Source organism: Actinomadura flavalba DSM 45200, from assembly GCF_000374305.1.
Classification (GTDB): domain Bacteria; phylum Actinomycetota; class Actinomycetes; order Streptosporangiales; family Streptosporangiaceae; genus Spirillospora; species Spirillospora flavalba.
The window spans coordinates 779,059-798,642 of record NZ_KB894093.1; the positions used below are offsets into that span (position 1 = coordinate 779,059).

23 protein-coding genes are annotated in these 19,584 nt (G+C 71.3%); 5 read left to right on the top strand and 18 right to left on the bottom strand.

Translation table 11 applies throughout. From position 1 onward, the window contains the following. Window positions 1–13 precede the first annotated feature (13 nt). From C229_RS0103455 to C229_RS0103485, 7 genes are all read right to left on the bottom strand, one after another. Window positions 14–409 (bottom strand): hypothetical protein, encoded by a 396-nt coding sequence (locus tag C229_RS0103455; RefSeq protein ID WP_018653684.1) that lies wholly within the window; start codon window positions 407–409, stop codon window positions 14–16. A gap of 167 nt (window positions 410–576) precedes the next feature. Beyond that, window positions 577–867, bottom strand: a complete 291-nt coding sequence (locus C229_RS0103460) for a WXG100 family type VII secretion target (RefSeq protein WP_026313411.1) — start codon at window positions 865–867, stop codon at window positions 577–579. A 37-nt stretch (window positions 868–904) separates the two neighbouring features. Continuing rightward, window positions 905–1,219 carry a WXG100 family type VII secretion target gene (locus C229_RS0103465; protein ID WP_081639709.1) on the bottom strand — a complete coding sequence of 105 codons (315 nt, stop codon included), beginning with the start codon at window positions 1,217–1,219 and terminating at the stop codon, window positions 905–907. Window positions 1,220–1,439: 220 nt separating this feature from the next. After that, window positions 1,440–1,730: a WXG100 family type VII secretion target gene (locus C229_RS0103470; RefSeq protein ID WP_018653687.1), complete on the bottom strand. Its 291-nt coding sequence runs from the start codon at window positions 1,728–1,730 to the stop codon at window positions 1,440–1,442. Between the two features lie 84 nt (window positions 1,731–1,814). After that, a complete protein-coding gene (gene eccB, locus C229_RS0103475) occupies window positions 1,815–3,260 on the bottom strand; it encodes a type VII secretion protein EccB (protein ID WP_018653688.1) in 1,446 nt (481 codons plus the stop codon). A gap of 16 nt (window positions 3,261–3,276) precedes the next feature. Next, window positions 3,277–4,674, bottom strand: a complete 1,398-nt coding sequence (eccD, locus tag C229_RS0103480; protein WP_018653689.1) for a type VII secretion integral membrane protein EccD — start codon at window positions 4,672–4,674, stop codon at window positions 3,277–3,279. A gap of 141 nt (window positions 4,675–4,815) precedes the next feature. Then, a complete protein-coding gene (locus C229_RS0103485) occupies window positions 4,816–5,241 on the bottom strand; it encodes a YbaB/EbfC family nucleoid-associated protein (RefSeq protein WP_018653690.1) in 426 nt (141 codons plus the stop codon). A gap of 260 nt (window positions 5,242–5,501) precedes the next feature. Between C229_RS0103485 and C229_RS0103490 the strand changes: the two genes are divergently transcribed. Continuing rightward, window positions 5,502–9,455 (top strand): type VII secretion protein EccC, encoded by a 3,954-nt coding sequence (locus C229_RS0103490; RefSeq protein WP_018653691.1) that lies wholly within the window; start codon window positions 5,502–5,504, stop codon window positions 9,453–9,455. A gap of 30 nt (window positions 9,456–9,485) precedes the next feature. After that, the gene (locus C229_RS0103495; RefSeq protein ID WP_018653692.1) at window positions 9,486–9,968 is read left to right on the top strand and encodes a YbaB/EbfC family nucleoid-associated protein; all 483 of its coding nucleotides are present in this window, start codon (window positions 9,486–9,488) and stop codon (window positions 9,966–9,968) included. Between the two features lie 39 nt (window positions 9,969–10,007). Here C229_RS0103495 and C229_RS0103500 read toward each other — a convergent pair whose 3' ends face one another. The 3 genes from C229_RS0103500 to C229_RS0103510 form a co-directional block, all read right to left on the bottom strand. Further along, on the bottom strand, window positions 10,008–11,309 hold the full coding sequence (locus C229_RS0103500) for a hypothetical protein (RefSeq protein WP_026313412.1): 1,302 nt from the start codon (window positions 11,307–11,309) through the stop codon (window positions 10,008–10,010). 7 nt (window positions 11,310–11,316) lie between these two features. Beyond that, entirely contained in the window at window positions 11,317–11,619 is a 303-nt protein-coding gene (locus C229_RS0103505; RefSeq protein ID WP_018653693.1) for a hypothetical protein, read from the bottom strand. A 151-nt stretch (window positions 11,620–11,770) separates the two neighbouring features. Next, window positions 11,771–12,412 carry a hypothetical protein gene (locus C229_RS0103510; protein WP_018653694.1) on the bottom strand — a complete coding sequence of 214 codons (642 nt, stop codon included), beginning with the start codon at window positions 12,410–12,412 and terminating at the stop codon, window positions 11,771–11,773. Between the two features lie 89 nt (window positions 12,413–12,501). Between C229_RS0103510 and C229_RS0103515 the strand changes: the two genes are divergently transcribed. Together C229_RS0103515 and C229_RS0103520 are read left to right on the top strand one after the other, a co-directional pair. Then, entirely contained in the window at window positions 12,502–13,704 is a 1,203-nt protein-coding gene (locus tag C229_RS0103515) for a S8 family peptidase (RefSeq protein ID WP_026313413.1), read from the top strand. 100 nt (window positions 13,705–13,804) lie between these two features. After that, a complete protein-coding gene (locus C229_RS0103520; RefSeq protein WP_018653696.1) occupies window positions 13,805–14,134 on the top strand; it encodes a hypothetical protein in 330 nt (109 codons plus the stop codon). 76 nt (window positions 14,135–14,210) lie between these two features. On the opposite strand, the gene C229_RS0103525 is transcribed toward C229_RS0103520, so the two are convergent. The 7 genes from C229_RS0103525 to C229_RS0103550 all read right to left on the bottom strand — a co-directional run bounded on the left by C229_RS0103525 (window position 14,211) and on the right by C229_RS0103550 (window position 17,799). Continuing rightward, window positions 14,211–14,519, bottom strand: a complete 309-nt coding sequence (locus C229_RS0103525) for a DUF1416 domain-containing protein (RefSeq protein ID WP_018653697.1) — start codon at window positions 14,517–14,519, stop codon at window positions 14,211–14,213. Between the two features lie 64 nt (window positions 14,520–14,583). Beyond that, complete coding sequence (locus C229_RS0103530; protein WP_018653698.1) at window positions 14,584–15,423, bottom strand: sulfurtransferase; 840 nt, start codon at window positions 15,421–15,423, stop codon at window positions 14,584–14,586. Further along, on the bottom strand, window positions 15,420–15,857 hold the full coding sequence (locus C229_RS0103535) for a DUF4395 domain-containing protein (protein ID WP_018653699.1): 438 nt from the start codon (window positions 15,855–15,857) through the stop codon (window positions 15,420–15,422). The genes C229_RS0103530 and C229_RS0103535 overlap by 4 nt, the downstream gene beginning before the upstream one ends. 111 nt (window positions 15,858–15,968) lie before the next feature. Further along, window positions 15,969–16,097 (bottom strand): Ms5788A family Cys-rich leader peptide, encoded by a 129-nt coding sequence (locus C229_RS36005; RefSeq protein WP_420804640.1) that lies wholly within the window; start codon window positions 16,095–16,097, stop codon window positions 15,969–15,971. 65 nt (window positions 16,098–16,162) lie between these two features. Next, window positions 16,163–16,483: a TlpA family protein disulfide reductase gene (locus C229_RS0103540; RefSeq protein WP_033424059.1), complete on the bottom strand. Its 321-nt coding sequence runs from the start codon at window positions 16,481–16,483 to the stop codon at window positions 16,163–16,165. Window positions 16,484–16,710: 227 nt separating this feature from the next. Then, window positions 16,711–17,415, bottom strand: a complete 705-nt coding sequence (locus tag C229_RS0103545; RefSeq protein ID WP_018653701.1) for an LmeA family phospholipid-binding protein — start codon at window positions 17,413–17,415, stop codon at window positions 16,711–16,713. 123 nt (window positions 17,416–17,538) lie between these two features. After that, on the bottom strand, window positions 17,539–17,799 hold the full coding sequence (locus C229_RS0103550) for a MoaD/ThiS family protein (protein ID WP_018653702.1): 261 nt from the start codon (window positions 17,797–17,799) through the stop codon (window positions 17,539–17,541). A 219-nt stretch (window positions 17,800–18,018) separates the two neighbouring features. On the opposite strand from C229_RS0103550, the gene C229_RS29265 reads away from it, so the two are divergent. Beyond that, window positions 18,019–18,735, top strand: a complete 717-nt coding sequence (locus C229_RS29265) for a winged helix-turn-helix transcriptional regulator (RefSeq protein WP_033423907.1) — start codon at window positions 18,019–18,021, stop codon at window positions 18,733–18,735. A 52-nt stretch (window positions 18,736–18,787) separates the two neighbouring features. Here the strand turns inward: C229_RS29265 and pstB are convergent, their stop codons facing one another. Further along, complete coding sequence (pstB, locus tag C229_RS0103560) at window positions 18,788–19,564, bottom strand: phosphate ABC transporter ATP-binding protein PstB (protein WP_018653704.1); 777 nt, start codon at window positions 19,562–19,564, stop codon at window positions 18,788–18,790. Window positions 19,565–19,584: the final 20 nt, after the last annotated feature.

Sequence of the window (19,584 nt, forward strand, 5' to 3'; positions counted from 1 at the left end):
TGGGAGCCGACGCTCAGAACGCCTGCGTGTTCCGCGTGGTGGGGCGTGCGGAGGTCGCGTTGGTGTTCACGCTGTTCGCCGTCGCGGTGTTCTGCTCTTCCTTCTTGTCGTGCTCGCCCACGGCACGCTTGAGCGAGTTGATGACCTGCTCGTAGCTGGTCACCAGGGCGGTGTACTGGGAGTTGATCGTGCTGTAGGCGCGGGCGGTGTTGGCGCCCAGGTGCATCCCGGTCGCGAACATCCCCGAACCGGCGCCGAGCTGGGCGCTGGTGACGTTGCCGTTGCTCTGGACCTCGGCCGCCGAACCCGGGCCGCTGCGCAGGTCCTCCAGGTTCGCCTGAAGCTTCTTCAGGATGGCCCGTGCCTCGTCCCGGTCGATCTCGCTCTTGCCGCTGGGTCCGCCACCCATGTGAACCTCCCGTGGGGGCGCGCTGTCCCCGGTTCCTTCACTGTCTCACTTCGATGATCGATGCCGGGCCGGAGTCGGTCGCACACCCCTCCCGGTGCCGGCCGCCGGAAGGCCGGTCCCCGCTGCGCGCGGGAGACCGGCCGTGGCGGGCGGCGAGCCGCTCGGTGTCAGCCGCTGATGAGGTTGACGTTGTTCTTGACGGTCGTCTGGCCCGTCTCGCTGGAGGAGTTGATGACGGCGCCGAGCTGCTGCATGACGCGGCCGATCTCGGCGGCGGACCGCTCCCACTGACGCTTGGCGTCGAAGTAGGCGTTCTTGGCCTCGTCCTCCCACTGGCCGAGCTTGGACTCGACCGTCTTCTCCAGGTCGTCCAGCTCGGACTGCATCTGGTTGTACTTCGCCTGGAAGGTCGCGAATGCCTGCTGCATCGCGCCGAAGTCCATGGAGCTGAAGCTCATTGTTCCTCCGTCTCGTCCCGGGGGGCTTGGGGGCCGGTCAGCCGTTGAGCAGGCCGGCGATGCGGTTGACGCTCTCCGTCTGCTGCTGCTCGCTGGCCTCGTAGTTGATCTTGGTCTGGACGAGCTTCTCGTGGAGCTGGTTGAGGACCTCGAGGACCTTGCCCAGCTCGCCGTTGAACTCGTTGTAGACCTTGGTGAAGGCACTGCCGGCCTCACCGACCCAGCGGCCGGAGAGCTGGGCCTGCTCCTGACCCAGGTCGCCCTGGATCTTGCGCAGGTCCTGCGCGGCGGACTCGACCCGTCCAGCCGCCTGAGCCATTTCCGCTCTGTCGACCGAAGACCTCTGACCCATTGGTCATCCTTCCCAGTTGCCCTCTGTGTTCACTTGCGGCGCGGCGTATTCGCCGCTGCGCCCCCACAGGCCGGTGTCAACCTCGGGGAGCCCGGCCTGGCACGGTACGAGTGACCGTGGAACCAGCACCAATCGTCACACACGTGATCAGATGCCGCCAGCCGCCGGAAAGTTCGCCGACGCGGGCATCTTTTCGATCACGGTGCGGACACGTCATCCGTCAGGTCCACTGCTCGGTATTCGCGCGCTCCGCCGTGGAGTAGTTGTCGCGCGCCGTCGCGATGGACCCGGAGAATCCCTTGACGCACTTCGCCTGGTCGCGGGCGGCCTTCTGCCATTTGCCCTGGGCTTCGAAGTAGGCGTCGCGGGCGTCGTCCTCCCACCGGGACAGGCCGCTTTGCAGGTCCGCCTCGAGCGTCCGCAGGACCTCGACCATCTCGCGATGCTTGCTCGCGAACATCTGCTCGGCCTGCTGCATCGCCTGGTAGTCGGTACTGAACGCCTGACTCACTACAATCCCTCCGTCATGGCGAATCCGGGACGAGACCGTACCATCGGGGCAGGAACCCGCCGTAGCGACTTGACCATTCTTTGATCAACCACCGTTCACGCCCGTCATGGGGAGCCGGGCCCGTTCGGGGTCGAGCACCGGACCCTGCGGTATGAGGTTCAGCAGGTTGGCGGGCATCGGCACCGAGTCGTTGCGCTCGGCCGAGATCGCGTAGCCGAGCGACTGGGCCGTCTCGGCGGACTTGAGCGGGTAGCGGCGGCCGTTGTCGGCGACGAACGTGTAGCTGTTGATCGCCGCGACCGAGCCGCCCGCGGGCAGGACGCCCGCGAGCACCGCGCCGCCGGGCGGCAGCACGATGTCGATGCCGTTCGAGCCGGGGGTCTGGGCGGGGGGCGGCAGGTCCTTGCCGCCGCCGACGGTGAGCCGGGCCTGCGCGCCGGCCTGGCCCGCCTCGGGGTGGACGACGCACAGCGGCTCGCGGGCGTCGAACCGCTGGGCCTTGATCTGGTCCTGCGGGAGCCGGTCGTTGACGAGCTTCTGCCGCGAGGGGTTGCCGGTGACGACCGACGCCTCCAGCGGCGCGTCCCGCTTGAGCCGGTAGTCGCCGGCCGACTGGATCAGCGCCGCCTGCACGGCCGAGACGGGCGCGACGCCGTCCTGGAGGAGGACGTAGCGCTGGTCGCCGCCGCCGGTGCCGCTCTTGACGAGGTAGACCTGGCCGACCGTGCCGCGCAGCCCGGACGCGCCGGTCATCGGGCGCCCGCGCCCCGGGATGGCGGGCGGGGCGAAGTCGGGCCCGGCGGGCAGCGCGTTGATGAACGCCGGGGAGACCTGCGCGGGTGCGGACGCCTGGAGCACGGTCATGCCCGCGTCGGACATCCGCATCCGCTGGTTGTTCCAGATGAGCCAGTCGCCGCCGCTGCCTGCGTTGACGACGACGCCGGTGGCGGCGTCGAGCGGGCGCCCGCCGACGTCGCGGCCGCCGACGAGCGCCACGGCGGGCTTGCCGACGCCGCCGGACTCGACCTGCCGCACGCACACCGACCAGGGCCCGCCGACGAGCCGCTTGCGGTCGGGGACGGTGTCGGGGGCGCCGGGGATGCCGATGAGGCCGCCGCGCGGGAACTTCGCCAGCGACTTGGCCGACACCGACTTCTGCTTGACCTCGCCGCCGCCCGAGCCGCTGTAGGCGCCCGCGGCGAGCTTGGCCGACGCGTAGTTGGCGACGGGGCACAGGGCCTTGCCGTCCTTGGCGGTCTTAGAGGCGCACCAGACGTAGCGGGTGCCGGTCTCCTTCTCGATGAGGAGCATCCCGCCGTCGGTGAGGCCGCGGGTGCCGCCGCCCATGATGAGCCCGACGATGCCGAACACGGCGGCGACGAGCACGCCGATCATGATTCCGGCGAAAGTGCCGACGTTGAGGCGGCGCAACGGCTGTTCGGGGTAGTCGGGCTCGCCGAGGATGAGCGCCTGGGACGCCCGGTGCGTCATCAGCCGGTGGGCCTGGAGGAGGTCCCGTTTCGTCTGCATCGCGGTTCCCTGCCGATCAGCCGACGACGGTGCGGACGTAGTCGAACAGGCCGAGCACGCCGAGCGCGAGCGGGATCAGCGCGACGACGAGGATCATCTCGGCGAGGTCGCCCGCGCGTCCCCAGAACGGGGTGAGCCGGTTGCGGGGCAGCCACATGCCGACGCCGACGGCGACGCCCGAGACGACGAGCGTCGGCAGCAGCGCGACGAGCAGCGCGACGGCCTGGGAGTCGGTGCCCCACACGGTGCTGACGGCGAGCAGCGCCAGGCCGATGACGCCGGGGACCAGCAGCCACAGCTTCTGCGCGCGGCCCCGGAACAGCCGGGCGCGCAGCAGCAGCACGGCGGCGAGGACGAGCGTCATCGTGGGGCTGACCCAGCCGCCGTCGAACGCGAGCGGGACGAACGCGCCGATGGCGATGAGGCCGATGGCCGAGACGCCGCCGGTGACGAAGCGGTCGGCGGCGCCGGTGCGGTCGAGGACGACGCGGCCGTCCACCATGAGCGTGTCGCGGCGGAGGTCTTCGGCGCTGTTGGGCACCGGCGGCAGCGTCACGCGGGCCATCTTGAACGCGACGCCGGGCAGCAGCGGGGTGAGCGCGAGCGCGATGGCGACGGTGATGGCGGCGACGCCGGCGGCGTCGGTGTCGAAGACGAGCGGCAGGGCGCTGTTGACGGTGCCGAGGAGCGCGGCGACGGCGATGCCGTAGAAGACGGGGAGACCCTGCGCGATGCCGAACCCGGCGACGGTGGCGACGAGGACGACGGCGCCGAACCCGGCGACGAGGTGCAGCGCGCCGACATCGCCGAGGGGGTCGTCGCCGAGGGGCGCGAGCAGCCCGGCGAGGAAGGCGTACGGGACGGCGGCGTACCCGAGCCCCGCCCCCGCCCCGGCGTCGCCGAGGGCGCGCGACAGCGCGACGCCGCCCGCGAGCAGCAGGACCGAGAGGGCGCCGGCGGCGATGGCGGGGACGATCCAGCCCGGCCCGGAGAGCAGCAGGATGAGCGCGCCGATCAGCAGCCCGGCGACGCCCCAGCCGAGCGCGAAGCGGCGGGTGGAGTCCTGCCGCCAGCGGTCGGCGCGGTCGTTGACGGCGGTGGCGACGACGTCGGGGACGTCGTCGAAGGCCAGGTCGGGGAGTTGCGCCATGCGGGGGCGCAGGTAGACGAGGTCACCGTCGCGCAGCCCGGCCTGGGCCGGGGAGGAGGCCGGGTCGAACGGGGCCTCGTCGAGCTTCTGGAGCACCCAGCCGCCGTGGGCGAGGCCGCTGTCGGCGAGGTTCTGCCCCGCGTAGTGCAGCATCGTGGGGTAGAGGTCGGCGAAGGTCGCGTCGGCGGGCAGCGCGATGTCGACACGGCGTTTCGGTCCGACGAGCGTGATCCGACACAGGTCGGCTCCAGGTGGCGCGCTCACGGCTTCCTCGCAAGTGGGTCAGATTCGGGAGCAGGAGGACAGACCGCATGGTGCCACGTTCGTGCACCGCGAGCGATCCGGAACCCATCGTGCCGCCCCCCGCCGACACCCGCGCAACCGAATCTCATTCTGTGGATAACCTCAGCGACGCTGACCGATCTTGTTGACGGTGTCGGTGAGCGCCTGGCTGATCATCTGCATCTGCCGCAGGCTCTCGTTCTGGATCTCCTCGACGCGCTTGCCGAGGGCCTCGGTGTCGACGGCCTCGTCCGCCGCGGCGCCGGCGGCCTTGCCGCGCAGTTCGTCCAGCGCGGCGTTGGCGGCCTGGACGAGCGCCTCGCCCAGTTCGTGCGAGGCCATCCGCAGGGCGCGCGGGTCGAGGTCGACGGACGTGAGCCTGCCGCCGGTGACGGCGGTGACCCTGACCCGTCCGTCGGCGGCCTCGCCGACGCCCTCGACGACCGGCGCGTCCGCGCCCGGCGCCTGCCGCCCCGACCGCATCGCCTCCAGCGTCCGGCGCGCGTCGGTGAGCATCCGGTCCAGATCGTTCCCCGACAGATCGGCCATGCCCGAGCCCCCTCGTTCACTGATGGTCTGCTTCGGGAGCATAACGTCCTGAAATCAGGGGTTCCGCAGCCCGACGTCCGTCGTCAACGCGCTACATCCTCCTCGTCCCGGATTCACACGTCATGGGAGTTGCATCGGTAATGTCTCCTGTCGGTGAGCGTCAGGGCCGGTGACGGTTTGGTAAAGCCGGGGGCCGTGCGTGACGCTGGGGCCGCCTGTGGACGGCTTCTGCCTGATCCCCCCAGTAGGAGGAAGCGAGCGTGAGCACGGTCATCGTTCGGCGCGGCGAGCGGCGCAAGCCGCCGGCGATGCCCCGCGGCGAGATTCTGCTGGAATCGCCGCCCGAGCTGCCCGAACTGATCCCGCAGGGCTTCCAGGCCGTCATGACCTACCTGCCGATGCTCGCCGGATCGGGCGCCATGGTCATGATGATGGCCGGACGCGGCGGCGGCACCATGCAGTACGTCGCGGGCGGCATGTTCGCGGTGTCGATGTTCGGCATGATGCTCGGCCAGGTCGGACGCGGCAGCGGCGAGCGCAAGGTCAAGCTGAACAACGCCCGCACCGACTATCTGCGCTACCTCGGCCAGGTCCGGCGCAAGGTCCGCAAGGCCGCCCAGCAGCAGCGCGAGGCGCTGGAGTGGAGCAGCCCCGACCCCGGCTCGCTGTGGTCCCTGGTGATGAGCGCCCGGCTGTGGGAGCGGCGCCCGTCCGACGACGACTTCGGCCAGATCCGCATCGGCACCGGCCCGCAGAAGCTCGCCGTCCAGCTCATCGCCCCCGAGACCAAGCCCATCGAGGACCTGGAGCCCATGACGGCGGGCGCGCTGCGCCGCTTCATGCGCACCCACGCCAACGTCCCGGCGCTGCCGATCGCCGCGTCGATGCGCTCCTTCTCCCGGATCGTCCCGCAGGGCGACCCCGAGGCCGTCTACGGCATGATCCGCGCGATGCTCACGCAGCTCGCCGCATTCCACTCCCCCGACGACGTCCGCATCGCCGTGTGCGCGTCGCGGCAGCGGATGCCGTGGTGGCAGTGGGTCAAGTGGCTGCCGCACAACCACCACCCCACCGAGCACGACGCCGCCGGGCCGGTGCGCCTGATGAGCGAGAGCATGGCGACGCTGGAGGCGATGTTCGGCCCCGAGGTGAAGGACCGTCCGCGGTTCTCCCCCGGCCTGTCCCAGGACGATCTGCCCTACTACGTCATCATCATGGACGGCGGCCAGGCGTCCTACGACTCCCAGCTCGCCGCCGACGGCATCGAGGGCGTCTGCGTCATCGACCTCACCGGCTCGGTCGCGCCGACGCACGAGCAGACGATGCTGCGCCTCAACGTCACGTCCGAGCGCGTCGACCGCATCACCAAGGACCGCACCGGCAAGGACGTCGGCACCCGCATCTGCAAGCCGGACGGCATCACGCTCCAGCAGGCCGAGGCGCTGGCCCGGCAGCTCGCGCCGCTGCGCACCAGCACGACGGCCGGGCCGGAGGAGGACGCGCTGGCCGGGGCGACGACCGTCACCTCGCTGCTCGGCATCGACGACCCGTTCCAGGTCGACCCGAACGTGCTGTGGCGGCCCCGCGCGCCCCGCAACCGGCTGCGCGTCCCGATCGGCGTCGATCCGGAGGGACGCCCCGTCCACCTGGACATCAAGGAGTCGGCGCAGGGCGGCATGGGCCCGCACGGCCTGTGCATCGGCGCGACCGGCTCGGGCAAGTCCGAGGCGCTGCGCACGCTGGTGCTCGGCCTGGCGGTGACGCACTCGTCGGAGGTGCTGAACTTCGTCCTGGTCGACTTCAAGGGCGGCGCGACGTTCCTCGGGATGGACCAGCTCCGGCACGTCGCGGCCGTCATCACCAACCTGGAGGACGAGCTTCCCCTCGTCGACCGCATGTACGACGCGCTGCACGGCGAGATGGTGCGGCGGCAGGAGTTCCTGCGCGCGGCGGGGAACTACGCCTCGCTGCGCGACTACGAGAAGGCCCGCGAGCAGGGCGCCGACCTGAAGCCGATGCCGACGCTGTTCCTCGTCCTGGACGAATTCTCCGAGCTGCTGTCGGCCAAGCCGGAGTTCGCCGACCTGTTCGTCATGATCGGCCGCCTCGGCCGCTCGCTCGGCGTGCACATCCTGCTGGCCTCGCAGCGCCTGGAGGAGGGCAAGCTGCGCGGCCTGGACACGCACCTGTCGTACCGGATCGGCCTGCGGACGTTCTCCGCGCAGGAGTCGCGGGTGGTGCTCGGCGTCCCGGACGCCTACGAGCTGCCGTCCGCGCCGGGCCACGGCTACATGAAGTTCGGCACCGAGACGATGACGCGGTTCCGCGCGGCGTACGTGTCCGGCCCGGCCAACGAGGACCTCCAGCCGAAGAGGAAGGCGGGGGCGCAGGTCGTCCGGCAGGTGGTGCCCTACATTCCGGACTACATCGCGCCGCGCGTCATCGAGGAGGCCGAGCAGGCGCAGGAGAGCGGCGACGGCGACGCCAAGGCGACGCTGTTCGACGTCGTGGTGAAGCAGCTCGAAGGGCACGGCCCGCCGCCGCACGAGATCTGGCTTCCGCCGCTGGACGCGCCCTCGACGCTGGACGAGCTGCTCCCCTCCCTCGCGGTCGTGCCCGGCCTCGGCCTCACCACCCAGCATGACGGCTGGCGCAACCGGCTGCACGCCGTCGTCGGCATTGTGGACAAGCCGTTCGAGCAGCGCCGCGACCCCATGTACGTCGACCTGACGGCGGCGGCCGGCAACGTCGGCATCGCGGGCACGCCGCAGGGCGGCAAGTCGACGATGCTGCGCACGCTGATCGCGTCGCTGGCGATGACGCACACGCCGCAGCAGGTGCAGTTCTACTGCCTGGACTTCGGCGGCGGCACGCTCGCCGCGTTCGACGGCCTGCCGCACGTCGGCGGCGTCGCCAACCGGCTCGACTCCGACCGGGTGCGCCGCACGGTCGCCGAGGTGACGTCGCTGCTGGAGCGCCGCGAGCGCGAGTTCGCCGAGCGCGGCATCGACTCGATGGGCACCTACCGGCGGATGCGGGCGTCCGGGGAGCTGACCGGCGACGGCTACGGCGACGTGTTCCTCGTCGTGGACGGCTGGATGACGCTCCGGCAGGACTTCGAGAACCTGGAACCGACGCTCACCGACCTCACCGCGCGCGGTCTCGGCTACGGCATCCACGTCGTCGCGACCGTGAACAAGTGGTCGGAGTTCCGGATGAACATCCGCGACCTGTGGGGCACGAAGCTGGAGCTGCGGCTCGGCGACCCCTACGAGTCGGAGATCGACCGCAAGCTCGCCGGGAACGTCCCGGAGGGCAAGGCGGGACGCGGCCTCACCCGCGACGGCCACCACTTCCTGGCCGCGCTGCCCCGGCTGGACGGCGAGCAGGACCCCGAGTCGATGGCGGACGGCGTCAAGAAGCTCGTCGCGGCCGTGGCCGGGAACTGGCAGGGCCAGGGGGCGCCGAAGGTGCGGATGCTGCCGTCGGAGCTGGCGGCGGCGTCGCTGCCGGAGCCGAGCGAGACCGGGCACCGCATCCCGATCGGGATCGACGAGGACGGGCTGGCCCCCGTCTACCTGGACTTCTCCACCGAGTCGCACTTCATGGTCATCGGTGACACCGAGTGCGGCAAGTCGAACCTGCTGCGCGGCATCACCAAGGGCATCATCGACCGGTACACGCCCGAGCAGGCCCGGATGATCTTCATCGACTACCGGCGGGCGCTGCTCGACGCGGCCAACACCGACCACCGCATCGGGTACGCGGCGTCGTCGGCGGCGGCGGGCGGCCTGGTGAAGGACATCGTCGGCGCGTTGCAGGGCCGGCTGCCCCCGGCCGACCTCACGCCCGACCAGCTCCGCGACCGGTCCTGGTGGAAGGGCCCCGACCTCTACCTGATCATCGACGACTACGACCTGGTCGCGACGTCGGGCAACCCGGTGACGCAGCTCGTGGAGCTGCTGCCGCAGGCCCGCGACATCGGCCTGCACGTCATCGTGTCCCGCGCGTTCGGCGGCGCCGGACGCGCCATGTACGACCCGATCCTCCAGCGCATCAAGGAGATGGGCTCTCCCGCGCTGCTGATGTCCGGTAACAAGGACGAGGGCGTCCTGTTCGGCAACATCAAGGGCCATCCGCTGCCGCCCGGCCGCGGGTACCTGGTCGACCGCCGTTCCGGCACGCGCCTCGTCCAGACCGCCCACCACGAATGACACGCCTCCCGCTCGGAAAGGTCAGCACGCATGGCGGAATTCAGCCTCGGACCCGGCTTCGAAGCGTTCCAGCGCGACATGGAACGGCAGATGGGCGACTTCGCCAAGATGCAGGAGGCGATCAAGGCGGCGGTCGGCCGGGGCGAGGCCGCCGACGGCCGCGTCGTCGCCGAGTTCCGTAGCGAGGGCGGCCTGACCCGCCTCGACCTCGACCCGCGCGCCCTGCGGCTCCCGGCGGCCGAGCTGAGCGGGGCGATCCAGACGGCGGTCAACGCGGCGTCGGCCGATCTCCAGGCTCAGATCCAGGCGGCGAGCACCGCGATGTTCACCCCGACCGGCGACCCGGAGCAGCCGCTCGACCCGGCCAAGGCGCTCGAATCGCTCGACAAGCTGTCCAACGGGTTCGCGGGTCAGCTCCGCACCCTCGCCAAAGAGCTGGGCGTGCAGCAGCAGCGCGCCAAGGAGGCGATGGACCAGTACCGGGGCCCGGGTTCCCCGGGCGCGCCGCGCTGAACGCGAGAACGCCCGCCGCGTGCGCGGCGGGCGTTCGCGTCAGCGGTCCCAGGGCGGAGGCAGCTCGTCCTCCTTCTTGGTCCCGGTCGGGGTGTCGGTCTGCGACGAGTACGCGGGCGGCTTGTCGCCGCCGTAGTTGACGGTCTCGGTGTGCTTGTAGACGTCGCCGCCCATCACCTGGCCGCTCTCGTAGCCGTCGACCTTCCCGGCGCCGGTCTCGAAGTTGTGCTCCCCGTTGACGCCGAACTTCACGCCGCCGTTGGGCAGTGAGACCGACGGCTGCGGCGCGCCGCCCTGCGGCGTGGCCGGGGTGTGGGAGCCGGGGGTCTGGAGGCCCGCGTTGGCGCCGTACTTCATCGAGCCGTCGCTGCCGCGCCCGATGCCGTCCTCGTCGGTGTACTCGACGTTGCCGCCCGCCGTGACGCCGCTGGCGGTGTGCTTGCCCTGGTAGGACAGGTCGCCGCCGGCGAAGCCGTGGTCGCCGTACTTCACGTGGCCGCCGACGGTGTGCTCGGTGCCGCCCGCGTCGAACGTCGCGCCGCCGCCGACGTTCCAGGTGTGGTTGGCGTTGCGGTCGGCGTCCAGGTCGATCGCGCCGACGGGCGTCTTGCTGCCGGGGGGCATGACGCCCGGCGTCCGGCGGAAGCTCAGCGCCGCGTTCACGGCGTTCTGCCCCAGGTTGGCCAGCGCCGCCGCCGAGCCGGTCGCCTGCGCCTGCCGGAAGTCGGTGAGGGCCTGGTCGTTGCCGTTCATCTGCTGGCCGACGGCGGCGGCCATCGAGCCGCCCTGGAAGACGACGGCCGCGAGCTGCGCCGCACCGGCGAGGACGCCCGTGGCGACCAGCGTGATCGTCGCGCAGGTGCCCGCGATGGCCATGCACGTCGCGGTGATGCCCGCCGTGATGAGGCCCGCCGCCGCGGCGGCCGCGACGACGGCCAGCCCGGCCAGGAACGTTCCCATCCCCACCGCGAACACCGCGAAGACGAACAGCGCCCACGCGAACACCAGCAGCGCGACGCTCACCGCCTCGCAGAACGTCCGCATGATGTCGAGCTGGGTGCAGAACTCCTCGACCTTGGCCGCGTACGCCGTGCGGTCCTCGGCCGTCCAGTCCTGCGCGGAGACGGCGGCGAGCGACTGGCGGTACTCCTGCGCGGTCTCGCCGAGCTTGTCGGCGGCCTCGCCCCACTTCTGCGACGCGGTCTCCAGCGTCAGCGGGTTGCCCTTGGCCGTCCGGAACTGGAAGCCGATCATGACGGCGGGCGGCAGGATGAACTGGGCGAGGTCGGTTTCGAGCTGGGCGGTGCCCATGAGCGTGTTGTACGAGTTGAACGCGGTCACGGCGCCCTCACACGGTCCGGATCGTGCTGGCGTCCTCGGACGCCGCGTAGGTCTTGGCGGTCGCGTCGATGCGCTTGGCGTAGCCCGCGAGCATCTCCAGGTGCGTGTTCAGGTCCTCGTAGGCGAACTGGAGGGCCATCGGGTACGCCATGCCGGCCATCGTCCCGGTGATGCTGAAGTCGCCGCCCTCCAGCGTCCCGCCGGTGTTGAGCAGGTCGCGGGCGGCGTTCAGCGGTGTGTGCACGGTCGTCGTCAGGTCCTGGCCGTGCTTGGCGATGCGCGCCGGATTGATCTGGAGAGGCGGGCCCATACGTGGCCTTTCGTGAGCGGGGGGACGGTACGCGTCTTTTGATCGCTGCGGGACGCCGGAAGTTCGCGGCCCGGGACGGGTCGACCGGGGAGCCATCACCCGTTCCGGCAGGATAGGGGGAGAGACCGGGCAGTGTCCCCTGGATCGGACGTCAGGTCGCGTTGCGGAGCGTCCACAGCAGCGGGAAGGCGAGGACGAACGCCCGCCGCTGCGGGTCCGCGTCGGCGGTGAAGCGCAGGTCGAACGTGCCGCCGCCGCTGAACCGGCTCTGCCAGGTCAGTTCGGCGAGGGGCGCGCCGTCCGGGGCGTCGAGGTTCCAGGCGCGGCGTCCGTCGTCGGCCTGGAGGTCGCCCTCGGTCATGTACCGGCGTCCGCCGTAGGTGAGGACGACCTGGGCGGCCGGGCGGTCCCACGCGTCCAGGAGGCGGGGCACGCCCTGCCCGATCGTTCCCCGGAAGCCGGACTTGTCGTCGTCCAGGCGGCCCAGCGCGGTGCCGTCCGGGGAGACGAGGTAGACCGGTGCGGCGTGGTGCCCGACCGTGCCCGGCGGCGGCGTGAAGTCGGGCCGGTCGACGTAGTGCAGCAGCGCGCCGTCCGGCCGGGTGACGGCGAGGCACAGGCGCGGCGAGCCGCCGCCGGGCAGGCCGCCGAGCCAGCGCGACAGCGTTCCCTTGCGCTGCCCGGCGACCTGGTCGGCGCGGGCGAGCGGGACGCCGTCCGGGCCGGTGATGGTGAAATGGGGCTGCGCGGAGCCCTGCTCGTAGCGGAGCGCGGGGGCGGTGAACAGGTCCATCGCACCACCGTACGGAGCGCTTCGGGCGGAGTGTCACTCCTGTACCGTTCGTCCTTGACCCGTGAACCCCGCCGTGGAGGTCCGAGGAGATGAGGTGGACGGCCCTCGCCGTGGTCGCCGGATGCGTGCTGCCGTTCGCCTCCGCGCCGGTCGCGCAGGCGGCACCGCCGCAGCAGTGCCGGCCGGAGCGGGGCAACGTCTCCCGGCAGATGCTCGACGAGAACCCCGACCTGCGGTGGTGGCAGCAGGTCATCAACCTGAGCGCCGCGCATGAGACGGCGACGGGCAAGGGCGTCCGCGTCGCCGTGGTGGACAGCGGCGTCAACTACGTGAACCCGCAGTTGCGCGGGCAGGTCCTCAAGGGCGCCGACGTCAGCGCGACCAACGCCTACGACTGCATCGGGCACGGCACCGCCGTCGCGGGCCTGATCGCCGCGAAGCGAGGCGTGTCGCCCTTCTACGGCGTCGCCCCCGAAGCGAAGATCATCCCGGTGAAGTTCGCCGCGTCCGCGCAGGCCAACGACTCCGGGCTGGCCGCCAAGGGCATCGACGCGGCCGTCCGGCTCGGCGCCGACGTGATCAACATCTCGACCCAGTCGATCTCCGACGACCCCCGGCTGCGCACGGCCGTGCAGAAGGCCCTGGAGAAGAACATCCCGGTCGTCGCGGCGGCGGGCAACCTGGACGTCGAGAACGGCCAGGTCCCCGAGCCGATGTACCCGGGCGCCTACCCCGGCGTGATCACGGTCGGCGCGGTGGACGCGTCCGGCAAGATCACCACGTTCTCCAACCCGAAGACGCCGGTGACGGTCATCGCCCCGGGCATCGGCGTCGTCACGACCAGCGCCGACGGCGTCTGGATCAGCAAGGACGGCACCAGCTTCGCCACCCCGATCGTCGCGGGCGTCGTCGCGCTCATGAAGCAGGCCCATCCCGAGCTGACGCCCGCGCAGATCAAGACCCGGCTGGAGCGCACGGCCGACGGCGGCAAGGGCGCGGGCAGCGGCGCGGGCATGGTGAACCCGTCCGAGGCGGTGAACGCGGTCCTGACCGACGACGGCAGCGGCCCCCAGTCCGGCGCCCTCACCCCGGTGACGATCATCGGCCCGGACCGCGCCGACCCCCGCACCCGCACCATCGCCCTCGGCATCGCCGGTGGCGGCGTCGCGGCGGCGGCGCTCGTCGCGGCGGCGGGCCTGCTCTACCCGCACGGCAGGCGGCGCCGCTGGAAGCCGGGCCGCGCCGTCGTCGAGGTCGACCAGGACGCCCCGGTGGAGCGCCGCTTCCGCTGATCCGCACGGCACCGGGGCGCGCCGCGCTGCGTCGAAAGCGGGAGCGAACGCCGATATCTCCGGCATCGCTGCACGCCCCACCCCGGTAAGGAGCACGGTCATGCCCATCTCCCGACGCGCCGCGACGGTGTCGCTCGCCGCCGCCCTCTGCTTCGGCGGCATCCTCAGCGCGGCCCCCGGCTGCACGACCAACAAGTGCGTGAACAACACGTGCACGGTCACGTTCAAGGACGGGGCGCGCTCGACGACGCTGGGCGCGCTCAACGACACCAGGGTCGAGATGATGGGCGTGCGCGGCGACCAGGTGATGGTCCGCGTCGGCGGCGCGCAGGGCGTGGCCACGCGCGGGCAGACGACGCGGATCGGGCTCTTCCGGGTGACCCCCGAGATCGTCTCCGACACCGAGGTCAAGCTGAAGGTCTCCCGCTAGACCCCCGGAACGCGACGGACCCCGCCCCTCCCGGTGGCGGGAGACGCGGGGTCCGTCGGGGGAACGGCCGGGCCGATCAGATGGCGACGTCGAGCGCCGCCACCTCCCCGGTCTTCGCGGTGATCGCGTTGTCGACGCTGACGCCTCCCGCCGCGAGCACGCGGACCGTCCAGTCGCCGTCGGCGGCGAAGAACCGGAAGACGCCCTCGTCGCCCGTCACGACCTCGGCGGTGAACTCACCGGTCGAGTCGAGCAGGCGGGCGTAGGCGCTGGACACGGGCGAGCCATCACGCGTGACGGTGCCCTGGATGACGGCTTCGTTGGCCAGGTCGACGGTCGCGGGAAGATGCGCCGTCTGCGCGGGCGCTGCGCAGCCCTGAGTCATGTCGTTGCCTCCTTCTCCGCCTGGCACGGCGGGACGAACTCCGCGGAACGCGGGGAAAAGGGTCTTACTTGGGGTCGCCGAGCTCGACCGGCACGCCGACCAGCGAGCCGTACTCGGTCCAGGAACCGTCGTAGTTCTTCACGTTCTCCAGCCCGAGCAGCTCACGCAGCGCGAACCAGGTGTGCGAGGAACGCTCACCGATGCGGCAGTAGGCGATGGTGTCCTTGGAGAGGTCCACGCCGGCCTCGGTGTAGAGGGCGCGCAGCTCGTCGTCGGACTTGAAGGTGCCGTCGTCGTTGGCCGCCTTCGACCACGGGATCGACCGGGCGGTCGGCACGTGACCGGCCCGCTGCGCCTGCTCCTGCGGCAGGTGCGCCGGGGCGAGGAGCTTGCCGGAGAACTCGTCCGGCGAGCGGACGTCGATCAGGTTCTCCTTGCCGATGGCCTCGACGACCTCGTCGCGGAAGGCGCGGATCGAGAGGTCCTGGTCCTTGGCCTGGTACTGCGTGGCCGGGCGGGACGGGACGTCCTCGACGAGCTCGCGGGAGTCCAGCTCCCACTTCTTGCGCCCGCCGTCGAGCAGCTTGACGTTCGTGTGCCCGTACAGCTTGAAGTACCAGTACGCGTAGGCCGCGAACCAGTTGTTGTTGCCGCCGTAGAGGATGACGAGGTCGTCGTTGGCGATGCCCTTGGACGACAGCAGTTCCTCGAAGCCCTGCCTGTCGACGAAGTCGCGGCGGACCGGGTCCTGGAGCTCGGTCTTCCAGTCGATCTTCACGGCGCCACGGATGTGGCCCTTGTCGTAGGCGGAGACGTCCTCATCGACCTCGACCAGCACCAGGCCGGGGTCATCGAGGTGGGCGTCCACCCAGTCGGCGTCCACCAGGACGTCGGAGCGGCTCATGCGGGAACCTCCCTGTCGGAGCGAATCTTCGTAGTGAGACGGCGGATCAGCAGATACATCTCGCAGCCGAGGCAGAACCCGAACGCCGCGTTCAGGAACGCCGCCCCCAGCGCGAAGGCGGTGGCACCGATACCGAGCCAGGTGATCCCAAGGGCGTACCCGAGCGTGCCGGTCACCGCGAAGACCAGGCCGACGGCCTGGGCGAAGCGGGGCGGGCGCGCGTCCTCGGTCTCGGCGGGAGGGCCGAGCCGGGGCCGGATCAGCGTCGCGAAGACGATGCCGTACGGGGCGAACCGCAGGCCGAGGAAGGTCGCGAGGGCGAACACCAGGGCCTGGGCGGCCAGCAGCACCCAGTTCTCCGTGAGGAGGACCGCGATGAGGACGATCGTCGTCAGGGCGGCGGCGAAGCGCTGCCCACGCGGATCGACCTGCATGGATTCTCCAGGCGGAGTGAGGGTGCGTACGTGCCGGTCTTCATCGCCTCGGTGCGAGCGAGGCGGGACGCCGAAAAGTCGGAGTGCTCGGGGACGGCGGGCTCAGATGCCTCAGACCATGCGACAGAGCGAAGCGGCCAGGCGGCAGAAATCCACCGCGCGGCGCTTCGTGAGCATCTGCTCTGTCCAGTAACGCACGGCCCGATGGTAAGCCGACGAACGCGGCGCTGTCACATCCATCTCAGGGAACGAGACGGTGACAGTTCTCTTCCCGCAGGTCACACCGCCGCCGCTCACGTCCCGGTTCACGCGACCGCCTCGCCCAGGGCCGCGATGACGTCGGCCTTGCGGGGCTGTCCGGCCGCGCGCCGCACGACGGTGCCGGCCGCGTCCAGGACGAGCACGGTCGGGGTGCGCAGGACGCCGAGCCGCCGGACGAGGTCGAGGTTCTCCTCGGCGTCGACCTCGACGTGGACGACGCCGTCGACCATGTCGGCCACCTCGCCGAGGACGCGGCGCGTCGCCCGGCAGGGGGCGCAGAACGCGCTGGAGAACTGGAGCAGGGTGGCGCGCTCACCGAGCACGGCGCCGCGCAGGTCGTAGACGTCGATCCGGTCGCCGGTCATGTCCGCCTCGTCCCGCCCGTCACCGGCGGCGGGCGCGACCCGGCGCAGCACACCGTCCCGGCGCCGCCGCACCAACCCGAAGATCGTCGCGGCAAGCAACACCCCAACCGCGACCCAAAGTCCCGTCATCCAAGACGACAACCACCCCCGAGTCCGAATTCTTCCCGAGAAGACCCACACGACCCCGACCTCTACGGGTCAGGGCCGCGCCGAAGGCGCGGCCAATGTCACTGCTTGGCGGGGGTGTCGATCTGCTCCAGTTCGCTCAGTTTCACGTTCTCGGCCGTGGCCGAGACGCGGACGCCCTCGGGGGTGGGCTCGACGCGGCTGATGCGGGAGCCGACGGGCAGGTCGGTGATCGGGACGTACCAGCTCAGCGCGGCGACCGGGAGGCGCACGCCGCCGGTGCCGACGGACGTCGGGGAGAGCTGGATGCCGCGCGCGGTGGGCTTGACGGCGATGGTGGCGTCCCCGTCGAGCTGGAAGCCGAGGATCTGCCCGGAGAGCTGCACCTTGAGCTGGTCGCCCGCCTGGGCGATGCTCTGCACCTCCTTGGGCGCCCGCTCCTTGATCACGCTGTAGGGGAGGACGGCCGAGGCGGTGGCCGTCCGCGCGACGACGTTACTGGCGTTCCCGGCCGCGACCTCGCTCAGCGGCGCCCGCACGCCGCGCATGTCGATCTTCACGTCGCCCACGGTGACGCCCTGCCCGGTCCAGTCACCGATGGAGACGTCGATGCGCTCGTACTCGCCGCCGAGGGCCTGGGTGAGGAAGGGGATGCCGTGGATCGTCACGTCCGGCTGGGCGGCGAGGTCGTACTGCTGCGCGACCTGCCGGCCGATCTGGTTCTCGGCGACCCGCACGCCGATCCGGTCGGCGGCGACGAGGCCGACGGCGACCAGGACCAACAGGAACAGCAGGAACTTGCGCATGGTTCTCCTCGCCCGGACACGATGGTCGCCCCACCTTATTCGCCGGAATGGTCACGGTGAGTCGCGCCCGGGGATGATCCGGAGGCGGTGTCCGGAGTCCCGGGGAATGACCTGGTTGTGAGATCAGCCACCCGCGAACGGGGGCAGCACCTCGACGACGCCGCCGTCCGGCAGCTCGACCGACGCGTGCGCGCGGGTGCCGACCGGGGCGCCGTCGACCAGGAAGGAACTGCGGGCGACGACGCGCGCGAAGACGTCGTCCCGCCCGGCGCGCCGGGCGGCGTGGGCCAGCGCGTCGGCCAGCGTCGCGGCCTCGTACGGCTCCTCGGCGGTGCCGGCGGCGGCCTTGGCGGCGGCCCAGTAACGAATCGTTCCCTGCGGCATGATCCCAGGATCGCAGACGCGCTGACGAGGCGTATCAGGCGATGTCCCCATTGCCGGAATGTGCCCCTCGGATATGATTGTGTGCGAGGGACCCGGGCGATGAGGCCAAGGAGTTCGTTTCACAGCCCCGTCACGGCCACCCCGCCCCGCGGCCAGCGCCATGGCGCCGGGCTGGGACGAACCGCCCGGTCCACGGCTGTCATGGCGAGGAGGCGGCACTTGAGCAGCTTGCTCTTGCTGACCAACGCACTGGAACCTTCCGACGAAGTCCTGCCCGCGCTCGGGCTGCTGCTGCACTCGGTCCGGGTCGCCCCGGCCGAGGGGTCGGCGCTCATCGACGCGCCACCGGCCGACATCGTCCTCGTGGACGCCCGCCGTGACCTGGTCCAGGCCAAGAGCCTGTGCCGGCTGCTGCGGACGACCGGGCTGGACTGCCCGCTGCTGGCGATCGTCACCGAGGGCGGCCTGGCCGCGCTCAGCCCCGAATGGGGCCTGGACGACGTCCTGCTCCAGACGGCCGGGCCCGCCGAGGTCGAGGCGCGGCTGCGGCTGGCCGTGGGGCGCGCGGCGTCCGTCGGCGAGGCCGACGACGTCCCGGGCGAGATCCGCAGCGGTGAGCTGACGATCGACGAGGCCACCTACACCGCGCGGCTGCGCGGCCGGATTCTCGACCTCACGTTCAAGGAGTTCGAGCTGCTGAAGTACCTCGCGCAGCACCCGGGCCGGGTGTTCACGCGCGCGCAGCTCCTCCAGGAGGTGTGGGGGTACGACTACTTCGGCGGCACCCGCACGGTCGACGTGCACGTCCGGCGGCTGCGCGCCAAGCTCGGCGCCGAGTACGAGTCGCTGATCGGCACCGTGCGCAACGTCGGCTACCGGTTCGTGCCGGAGCACCGGGTCGGGGACGCCGAGGAGGCGCAGCCCGTCCCGTCCTGAGAACGCGACGTGTCACGGCCCCGAACCCGCGGGTTCGGGGCCGTCGCGGTGCTCAGCCGAAGCGGCCGGTGATGTAGTCCTCGGTGGCCTGCTGCTCCGGTTTGGTGAAGATCTTGCTGGTGTCGTCGATCTCGATGAGCTTGCCGGGCTTGCCGGTGCCCGCGATCGTGAAGAACGCGGTGCGGTCGCTGACGCGCGCGGCCTGCTGCATGTTGTGGGTGACGATGACGATCGTGTACTGGTCCTTCAGCTTGGCGATGAGGTCCTCGATGGCCAGCGTCGAGATCGGGTCCAGCGCCGAGCACGGCTCGTCCATCAGCAGCACCTGCGGCTGCACGGCGATGGCGCGGGCGATGCACAGCCGCTGCTGCTGACCGCCCGACAGGCCCGCGCCGGGACGGCCCAGCCGGTCCTTGACCTCGTTCCACAGGTTCGCCCCGCGCAGCGACTCCTCCACGACGTCGTCCAGCTTGCCCTTGCCGCGCACGCCGTTCAGCTTGAGACCCGCCGCGACGTTGTCGTAGATCGACATCGTGGGGAACGGGTTGGGCCGCTGGAACACCATTCCGACCGTGCGGCGCACCGCGACGGGGTCGACCGACGGCCCGTACAGGTCGTCGTCGTCCAGCATGACCTTGCCCTCGACGCGGGCGCCCGGGATGACCTCGTGCATCCGGTTCAGCGTCCGCAGGAACGTGGACTTGCCGCAGCCGGACGGGCCGATGAACGCCGTCACCGAGCGCGGCTCGATCGTCATCGAGATGTCCTCGATGGCGTGGACGCCGCCGTAGTAGGCGTGCAGTCCGGAGACTTCGATCCGCTTGGCCATGGGGTGCTTGCTCCTTGAGA